Annotated in this window: 10 protein-coding genes; 3 read left to right on the forward strand and 7 right to left on the reverse strand. The window is 74.0% G+C overall.

What is annotated here, in order from left to right; genetic code table 11:
- Nucleotides 1-22: 22 nt before the first annotated feature.
- The 3 genes from ABZ948_RS36290 to ABZ948_RS36300 are packed head-to-tail and all read right to left on the reverse strand — an operon-like array spanning nucleotide 23 to nucleotide 1,679.
- Nucleotides 23-490: a peroxiredoxin gene (locus ABZ948_RS36290; protein WP_359766974.1), complete on the reverse strand. Its 468-nt coding sequence runs from the start codon at nucleotides 488-490 to the stop codon at nucleotides 23-25.
- Nucleotides 487-867: a DoxX-related protein gene (locus ABZ948_RS36295; RefSeq protein ID WP_359766976.1), complete on the reverse strand. Its 381-nt coding sequence runs from the start codon at nucleotides 865-867 to the stop codon at nucleotides 487-489. The genes ABZ948_RS36290 and ABZ948_RS36295 overlap by 4 nt, the downstream gene beginning before the upstream one ends.
- A 50-nt stretch (nucleotides 868-917) precedes the next feature.
- A complete protein-coding gene (locus ABZ948_RS36300; RefSeq protein ID WP_359766978.1) occupies nucleotides 918-1,679 on the reverse strand; it encodes an AraC family transcriptional regulator in 762 nt (253 codons plus the stop codon).
- Nucleotides 1,680-1,769: 90 nt separating this feature from the next.
- Between ABZ948_RS36300 and ABZ948_RS36305 the strand changes: the two genes are divergently transcribed.
- Entirely contained in the window at nucleotides 1,770-2,927 is a 1,158-nt protein-coding gene (locus tag ABZ948_RS36305) for an MFS transporter (RefSeq protein ID WP_359766991.1), read from the forward strand.
- A gap of 41 nt (nucleotides 2,928-2,968) precedes the next feature.
- Here the strand turns inward: ABZ948_RS36305 and ABZ948_RS36310 are convergent, their stop codons facing one another.
- The 4 genes from ABZ948_RS36310 to ABZ948_RS36325 all read right to left on the reverse strand — a co-directional run bounded on the left by ABZ948_RS36310 (nucleotide 2,969) and on the right by ABZ948_RS36325 (nucleotide 5,860).
- Entirely contained in the window at nucleotides 2,969-3,484 is a 516-nt protein-coding gene (locus ABZ948_RS36310; protein WP_359766980.1) for a MarR family winged helix-turn-helix transcriptional regulator, read from the reverse strand.
- Nucleotides 3,485-3,531: 47 nt separating this feature from the next.
- Complete coding sequence (locus ABZ948_RS36315) at nucleotides 3,532-3,726, reverse strand: ferredoxin (RefSeq protein WP_359766981.1); 195 nt, start codon at nucleotides 3,724-3,726, stop codon at nucleotides 3,532-3,534.
- A 23-nt stretch (nucleotides 3,727-3,749) separates the two neighbouring features.
- Nucleotides 3,750-4,979 (reverse strand): cytochrome P450, encoded by a 1,230-nt coding sequence (locus ABZ948_RS36320; RefSeq protein WP_359766983.1) that lies wholly within the window; start codon nucleotides 4,977-4,979, stop codon nucleotides 3,750-3,752.
- A gap of 140 nt (nucleotides 4,980-5,119) precedes the next feature.
- On the reverse strand, nucleotides 5,120-5,860 hold the full coding sequence (locus ABZ948_RS36325; RefSeq protein ID WP_359766985.1) for a response regulator transcription factor: 741 nt from the start codon (nucleotides 5,858-5,860) through the stop codon (nucleotides 5,120-5,122).
- Nucleotides 5,861-5,997: 137 nt separating this feature from the next.
- Between ABZ948_RS36325 and ligD the strand changes: the two genes are divergently transcribed.
- Together ligD and ABZ948_RS36335 are read left to right on the forward strand one after the other, a co-directional pair.
- A complete protein-coding gene (ligD, locus tag ABZ948_RS36330) occupies nucleotides 5,998-6,978 on the forward strand; it encodes a non-homologous end-joining DNA ligase (RefSeq protein WP_359766993.1) in 981 nt (326 codons plus the stop codon).
- Nucleotides 6,979-7,122: 144 nt separating this feature from the next.
- Nucleotides 7,123-7,896, forward strand: a complete 774-nt coding sequence (locus ABZ948_RS36335; protein WP_359766987.1) for an NPP1 family protein — start codon at nucleotides 7,123-7,125, stop codon at nucleotides 7,894-7,896.
- Nucleotides 7,897-7,965: the final 69 nt, after the last annotated feature.

Below are 7,965 nucleotides of genomic sequence, written 5' to 3' on the forward strand. Positions count from 1 at the left end.
CGCCGCCGCATTCGGGACGCCGTCAGGCCCGGTGGGCGCGGAGCGCGGCGAGCGCCCGGTCGGCGTGGGCGTTCATGCGCAGTTCGCTGCGGACGACGTCGAGGACGGTGAAGTCCGGCGCTATGACGAACGTGGTCCGCTTGGTGGGCGCCAGGGAGAAGCCGCGGTGCACGCCGAACCGCGCCCGGACGGTGCCGTCGGCGTCGGACAGCAGCGGCATGCCGAGGCCATGCCGGCCGGCGAACTCCTGCTGGCGCTCCACGGCGTCCCCGCTGATGCCCACGGGGCGTGCGCCGACGGCGGCGAACTCGGCGGCGAGGTCGCGGAAGTGGCAGGCCTGCGCGGTGCAGCCGGGGGTCAGGGCGGCGGGGTAGAAGAAGAGCACGACCGGCCCTTCGGCCAGCAGCCCGGACAGGGTGCGCTCGGTGCCGGTCTCGTCGGGCAGGGCGAAGTCCTCGACCTTGTCCCCGGTCTCCACGCGCGCGGTCACGACCGGCCCTCCGCGTTCCGTGCGACACCGCGGGCCCAGAGCACCAGGGGCACCTGCAGGGGCAGCCGTCCGAAGGCCGCGGCCTTCTGCGGCGCGGGGCGGTGGCGCCAGTCGGCGGCCATCTTGACGTTGGCGGGGAACACCCCGACGAAGAAGGCGGCGGTGGCCAGGGCGGCCGCCTTGCGGGTGCGCGGCAGGGCGAGGCCCGCGGCGAGCGCGAGCTCGGCGGCGCCGCTGGCGTAGGTCCAGGCCCGGGGCGTGCCCGGCAGGCCGGTCGGGATGGTCGCGTCGAACGGGCGGGGAGCGGCGAAGTGGGCGACGCCTGCGGCGGCCAGCAGGCCGGCGAGCAGCAGGGGCGAGCGTTCGGACCGGGACACGGTTCCTCCTCTGGTGGCCTGCCGCGCGATATTACTGGACGGTAGACAGGTCAGTCCGGCGGGCCCTGCGGCCGCCGGTGGCGGTTGCCGGGCGTGTAGCCGAACGAACGCCGGAAGACGTCGATGAACGCGCTGGCGGAGGACCAGCCGCAGCGGTGGGCGACGGTCGTGACGGGCAGGCCGTCGGCCAGCATCCGCAGGGCGTGGTAGAGCCGCGACTGGGTGCGCCACTGCGGGAAGGTCATGCCGAACTCGCTGCGGAAGAGCCGGCTGAGGGTGCGCTCCCCCACTCCGGTCGCGGCGCCGAGCGCGGCGAGCGTGCGCGGATCGGCGGGGTTGTCGTGGACGAGCGCGCAGACGGCGGCCAGGCGCGGGTCGGCCGGGGTGGGCAGGCGCAGGGGCTGCTGCGGCGACAGGCGCAGCTGGTCGTGCAGGACGGCGCGCAGCCGGCGGCGTTCGGGGCTGTCGTCGCCGGGGTCGCGGGTGTAGGCGAGGATCAGCTCGCGCAGCAGCGGGCTGACGGCGAGGACGGCCGGGTGGTCGAGGCCGAGGGGGTTGTCGCCGGCGGGCAGGCCGACCAGGTGCAGGTCGAGGCGGCCGTGGGCGCGGTGGGCGTGCACGGTGCCTGCGGGCACCCAGATGGCGCGGGTGCCGGGCGCGAACCAGGTGCCGGCGTCGGTGGTGACGGCGACGACGCCGGAGCCCGCGTAGACGATCTGGTGGTCGTCGTGGCGGTGGGCGTCGATGCGGTCGCCCGCGCTCAGTCGCTGGGCACGCGTCGGTGCCGTGGGGGTGTGGCGGATGTTCGGCACAGTTCGGCAGATTATCGGAAGCGGGCCAGGCGCTCCCCGGACGACGATCGCCGGGTGACCGCTTCGAGACGCGACCGATCCGTCGTCCTGATGTCCCTGGGGCACGCCTGTGTGGATGTGTACCAGGGAGCCGTCGCCGCTCTGGTGCCGTTCTTCGTCGCCGAGCGGGCCTACTCCTATGCCGCCGCCTCGGGCGTGGTCCTCGCCGCGTCCCTGCTGTCGTCGCTGGTGCAGCCGCTGTTCGGGGTGCTCACCGACCGGCGCGCGATGCCGTGGCTGCTGCCGCTGAGCGCGCTCACGGCCGGGGCAGGTGTCGCCCTGAGCGGGGTGACCGGCTCCTATGCGACGACCCTGGCGGCGGTCGCCGTGTCCGGGGTCGGGGTGGCCGCCTACCATCCGGAGGCCGCCCGGGTGGCCAGGGCCGTCGCGGGCGGCCGGCACACGGGGATGAGCTGGTTCTCCTTCGGCGGCAACGCGGGTTTCGCCCTGGCGCCTTTGCTGGTCCTGGCCGTCATGGCGGTGGGCGGCCTGCGCGCCTCTCCCCTGCTGGTCGTCCCGGCGCTGGTGGGCGCGGCGCTGTGTGCGGCGGCGGTGCGTGCCGCCGGGAGCGGTACGGAGGGTGCCCGTGCGGCCGTCGCCGGGGGCCGGGACGACTGGGCGTCCTTCCTGCGGCTGTCCGGTGCGGTGGTCTGCCGCTCGGTGGTGTTCGTCGGCCTGAGCGCGTTCGTCTCGCTGTACGTGCGCGCACGCACCGGCGGCGGGGAACCGGCCGGTACGGCGGCGCTGTTCGTCCTCTATGCCGGGGGTGCCGTGGGGACGCTGGCCGGGGGCCGGCTGGCCGAGCGGTACGGGCGGCTGGCGGTGGTGCGCCGGTCGTACGCCCTGACGGTCCTGGCCGTGGCCGGTGTGCTCCTGGTGCCCGGACCGGCGGTGTACCTGTTCGTCGCCTTGACGTCGATGGGCCTGTACGTGCCGTTCTCGCTGCACCTCACCCTGGGACAGGACTTCCTGCCCCGGCGGGTGGGCACCGCGAGCGGTGTCACGCTGGGGCTGACGGTGAGTGTCGGCGGCCTTGCGGCCCCCGCGCTCGGGGCCCTGGCCGACGCGACCTCGCTGCGGACGGCCCTGGTGCCGCTGATCGCCCTGCCCGCGCTGGGCGGGCTGCTGCTGTGCCGGCTGCGCGAGCCCGCGCCGCCCGGCCTCGCGGACGCGGAGCGGGCGGAGCCGCGTGACCCCGCCGCGCGGTGAGCGGGGACCGGTCTTGCCGTGCGAGCCGCCGGCGGCGGGGGTCAGGCCTGGCCCGCCGGGGCGGACCGGGGTTCGGGCTCCCCGTCGTCGGCGTAGGCGAGGAAGTCGTCGACCATGCGGTGGAAGAGCGTGGCGAGCTGCCGCAGCTCCTCGGGGGACCAGTCGGACAGGGCCATCTGCATGCCCCGGACCCCGGCCTGGCGGACCTTGGCGATGGCCTGCGCCCCGGCCTCGGTGAGCTCGATGCGCTGGGCGCGCCGGTCGTCGGGGTCGGGGACGCGGGTGACGTAGCCGGACTTCTGCAGTTGCTGCACCGTCCGTGTGACGTGCGAGGCCTCCACGCCCAGCCGGGCGGCGAGCTCCCCCGGCCGCAGCGGCTCGCAGTCGGCGATCTGCCGCAGCAGCGCGACGGCGGCCCGGTCGAGCGGCACGCCCGCCAGGGCCATCAGCCGGTCGTGCCGGCGGGCGCGGGTGCTCAGGTAGGTGATGCGGGTGAGCGCGCGCTCGATCTCGGTGACTTCCGGAGAGGGGACGTCGGGGAGCGGTGGTGTGGACATGGATCCACTTTACCATCTCGTTGCGTAACTCAAGTAAATCGAGCCGTTCACTCCACCAGCCGGATCGCGGCCGCCGGACAGATCGCCACGGCCTCGCGCACCTCCGCCAGGGAGTCCGCCGCGGGCCGCTCGTCCAGCACGAAGGCGATGCCGTCCTCCTCGCGCTGGTCGAAGACCTCGGGGGCGGCCATCACGCACTGCCCCGACGCCACGCACCTCGGCTCGTCCAGTTCCACTCGCATGCCTGCCTCCTGCTCTTCCCGGGTCACCATGTGACGGGCAGTTCATAGACGCCGTACACCGAGCCGTCGTGCTTGAACGGCAGGCTCTCCACCGGGGCGGCGAGCCGCAGCGTGGGGATGCGGCGGTAGAGGGTGCCGTAGACGACCTGGAGTTCCATGCGGGCCAGCGGCTGCCCCAGGCACTGGTGCACGCCGAAGCCGAACGCGATGTGCCGGCGGGCGTCGCGGCGCAGGTCGAGCCGGTCCGGCTCGGGGAAGGCGGCGGGGTCCCGGTTGGCCAGGTCGTTGGGCATGATCATGCCCTCGCCGGCCCGGATGGTCCGCCCGCCGATCTCGATGTCCTCCAGAGCGGCCCGGCGGCGCCCGTTGTGCACGATGGTCAGGTAGCGCAGCAGTTCCTCGACGGCCGCGGCGACCAGTTTGGGGTCGTCGGTGTCGCGCAGCAGCGCGAGCTGCTCCGGGTGTTCGAGCAGGGCGAGGGTGCCGAGCGCGATCATGTTGGCGGTGGTCTCGTGTCCGGCGATGAGCAGGAGCACGCCCATGCGGGCGGATTCCCTCCGGGTCAGCTCCCCCGACCTGACCCGCTCGACCAGTCCGGAGAGCAGGTCGTCCCCGGGGTGGGCCGTCTTCTCGCCCATCAGCTCGTCGAGGTAGGCGATCAGCCGCTCGTGGGCGGCCCCGCGGTCCTCCATGGCCGCGTCCCGCTTGATGAGGATCCTGCTGTTCTCCTGGAAGAAGTCGTGGTCCTCGTACGGCACTCCGAGCATCCGGCAGATGACCAGCGAGGGCACCGGCAGCGCGAACGCCTCGACCAGGTCGACCGGCCCGGACCCGGCGAGCATCTCGTCGATCAGGTCGTCCACGATCCGCTGCACACCCGGCCGCAGCGCCTCCACGCGCCTGATCGCGAAGGGCGCGGTCACCATGCGGCGCAGCCGGGCGTGCTCCGGGTCGTCCATGAGGATGAAGCTGGCGTTGTTCTCGCCGCTGCCGGCGGCCTGGAGAGGGTAGCCGGGCCTGGTGATGTCGGCGCTGACCCGGGGGTCGAGGAGCAGGGCGCGCTGGTCCTCGTACCGGGTCACGAGCCAGGGCGTACTGCCGTCCCACAGGCGCACCTTGACGAGCCGGCCCTCGTGCTGCCGGGCGGTGAGGTCCGGGGGCGGGTCGAAGGGGCAGCCCGCGGCCCGGGCCATGGGGTACTCGGGGACCGTCGCGGCGGGGTCGGGCGCGGCGTCGGCGAGGGTGTCGGCCATGCTTCTCCTCGATCGTGGGGGGGCGGAGTTGCGTCGAGGCCTCGACGGATTCATGCAAACAGAGCGGGCTGACACCGCCCCGCCAGTTCCCTGACAGCTGGCTGACGTGACCCGGATCACAGCGGGGGGCGCCCGAGGGTTCAGGGCTCGGCGTCGACGCGTCCCAGCCAGTAGCCGAAGCCGCGGCGGGTGTGGATCAGCGCGGGGCCGTCCCGGTCCACCTTGCGGCGCAGACGGGAGACGAGCTGCTCGATCGCGTTGCCGCCGTGGGCGTCGCCCCAGACGGACCGGCCGATCTGCGCCTTGGAGAGCACCCGGTGCGCGTTGACCAGGAGGTGACGCAGCAGTCGGTATTCCGCGGGGGTCAGGTCGAGCGGCCGTTCCCCGCGGCGCGCCCGGCACCGGGCGTCGTCCAGGACCAGGTCGCCGTAGGCCAGTTCGTCGGCGCGGCCCGGGTCGGGGACCGAGGCCCGCAGCAGGACGTGGATACGGGCCAGGACCTCGGCCACCCGGAAGGGCTTGGTGACGTAGTCCCGCTTCCCCGGGCCGAGTTCGGGCAGCAGGCCCGGGAGGGAGTCGCACACCGTCAGCACGAGGGCCGGCGGGCGGTGGGCGAGCACGGCGGGGCGCCGCCGGCCCAGCCGGCCCACGTCGGGCAGTTCGCCGTCGAGGACGACCAGATCGAACCGGTGCCGTTCGACCCGCGCCAGCGCCTCCGTCCCGGAGTCCGTCAGGCTGGTCCGGTAGCCCGCCAGCTGCAGGGTGGTGGAGAGCAGTTCGGCCAGCTCCGGCTCCCGCACGACGAGCAGCAGGTGCTGCCCGTCCCCGCGCGCGAGCCCCGGCCTGTCACGGATGCTGCCGTACGGCGACGAGGTAGCCATGCGGCCACCCTACCGCCCTACTTGCCTGACTCAAGCAATACCAGCCACGGCCGGGCGGCCGCCACTCGCCGACGCCGTTCAGGCGAATGCCCCGCCGAACGCGCGTGACCGGGCACCGGCGCGTCGACACCTCACCCGTGGACCTGCCGCTGATCCCGCCCATGCTCGCCACGCCCGGCACCCTGCCGCCCGCCGCGCAGGACGCGCGCTGGGCCTACGAGACCAAGCAGGACGGCCAGCGCGTGGTGGTCTACCTCCCCGGGGACGGCGGCGTGCTGCTGCGGGCCCGCTCCGGCGAGGACATCACGGCCGCGTACCCGGAACTGCGCCCGCTCGGCACCGCTCTCGGCATCACGCCCGCCGTGCTCGACGGGGAGGTCCTCGCCCTGGACGAAGAGGGACGTGCGAACTTCCAGTTGCTGCAGTCCCGCATGGGCCTGGCCCACGCGCCCGCCCGCGCGGCGCGGCGGGCGGCTCAGGTGCCGGTCCATCTCGTGCTGTTCGACCTGCTGCACCTGGAGGACCGCTCCCTGCTCCGGCTCCCCTACGCGCGACGCCGCGCGGCGCTCGAGGAGCTGGGCCTCGCCGGGCCGTCCTGGTCGACACCGGCCGCGATCGTCGGCCACGGCGCCGAGGCCCTGCGCGCCACCCGCGAGCACGGCCTTGAGGGGCTCGTCTGCAAGCGGCTGGACTCGGTGTACGAGCCGGGCGTGCGCTCCCGGGCCTGGATCAAGATCCGCAACATGCGCACCGAGGACGTCCTGGTCGGCGGCTGGCAGCCCGGCAAGGGGCGGCTCACCGGCCTGCCGGGCGCGGTGCTGGTCGGGCAGCGGGCGGCGGGGCGGCTGCGCTACGTCGGGAGCGTGGGCACCGGCTGGAGCGAGTCCGAACGGACCGAACTGGCCGGGCTGCTGCGGGACGCCGCGACCGACGTCTGCCCCTTCGACCCCGCCCCGCGCGCTCCCGGGGCGCACTGGGTCGTCCCCCGGCTGGTCGGCGAGGTCCGCTACAGCACCCGGACCCGGGAGGGACTGCTGCGGCAGCCGTCCTGGCTGCGGCTCCGGCCGGATCTCGCGCCCGAGGAGGCGGCGGCCGACATCCCGGACGACATGGTCTGAATCGGCGGCCGGACGCCAACTATTGGGCTGTGATTCACCGTTGGGATCCCCCGACCCTCTTGGCATGAACGCGTTCAACCTGGAAGCTGAACCTCCCTTTCCCCCACAGCCGTTGGGCTGCGCCCGGACCAAGAGGAGGACGCAGTGTCGTCACGCCCGTTCGCCCACCGCAGGAGATGGTTCACCGGAGCGGCCGGTGCCGCCGCTCTCGTGCTCGCCCTCCCCGCCACGGCCTTCGCCGCCCCGCCGCGGGCGCTGCCGGCCAACGCGGAGTCGCTGGAGCAGACGTACCAGCCCGCCTACGACTACGACACCGACGGCTGCTACTCCACGCCCGCCATCGGCCCGGACGGCACCGTGAACGGCGGGCTCAACCCGACCGGGTCCCTGAGCGGCGACTGCCGCGACGCCTCGGACCTGGACAACACCAACGGCTACGCCCGCTCCAAGTGCAACAACGGCTGGTGCGCCATCCTCTACGCCCTGTACTTCGAGAAGGACCAGGCGATCGCGGGCAGCAGCATCGGCGGCCACCGGCACGACTTCGAGCACGTCGCGGTGTTCGTGCAGAACAACCAGGTCAAGTACGTGTCCACGTCCGCCCACGGCTCCTTCGACGTGCACCCGGCGTCCGAGGTCCGCTTCGACGGCACGCACCCGAAGATCGTCTACCACAAGGACGGCGCGAGCACGCACTGCTTCCGCCTGGCGGGCTCGGGCGACGAGCCGCCGGAGAACCACAAGGGCACCTGGCAGTACCCGCCGCTGGTCGGCTGGAACGGCTACCCGGCAGGGGTGCGGGACAAGCTCACGTCGTACAACTTCGGCAGCGCCAACTTCGGCCTGAAGGACGGCAACTTCGCCAACCACCTGGCGTCCGCCAAGCCCTCGGGCATCGCCTTCGACCCCTACGCGTGATGCCGGACCCGGCCGGGGGCCGAGGTCCCCCCGCCGGGTCCGCTTTCCGCCCCCCGGCCGATCCGCCGG

The sequence above is a fragment of the Streptomyces olindensis genome (assembly GCF_040645895.1).
In the GTDB taxonomy this organism is placed as follows: Bacteria; Actinomycetota; Actinomycetes; order Streptomycetales; family Streptomycetaceae; genus Streptomyces; species Streptomyces olindensis.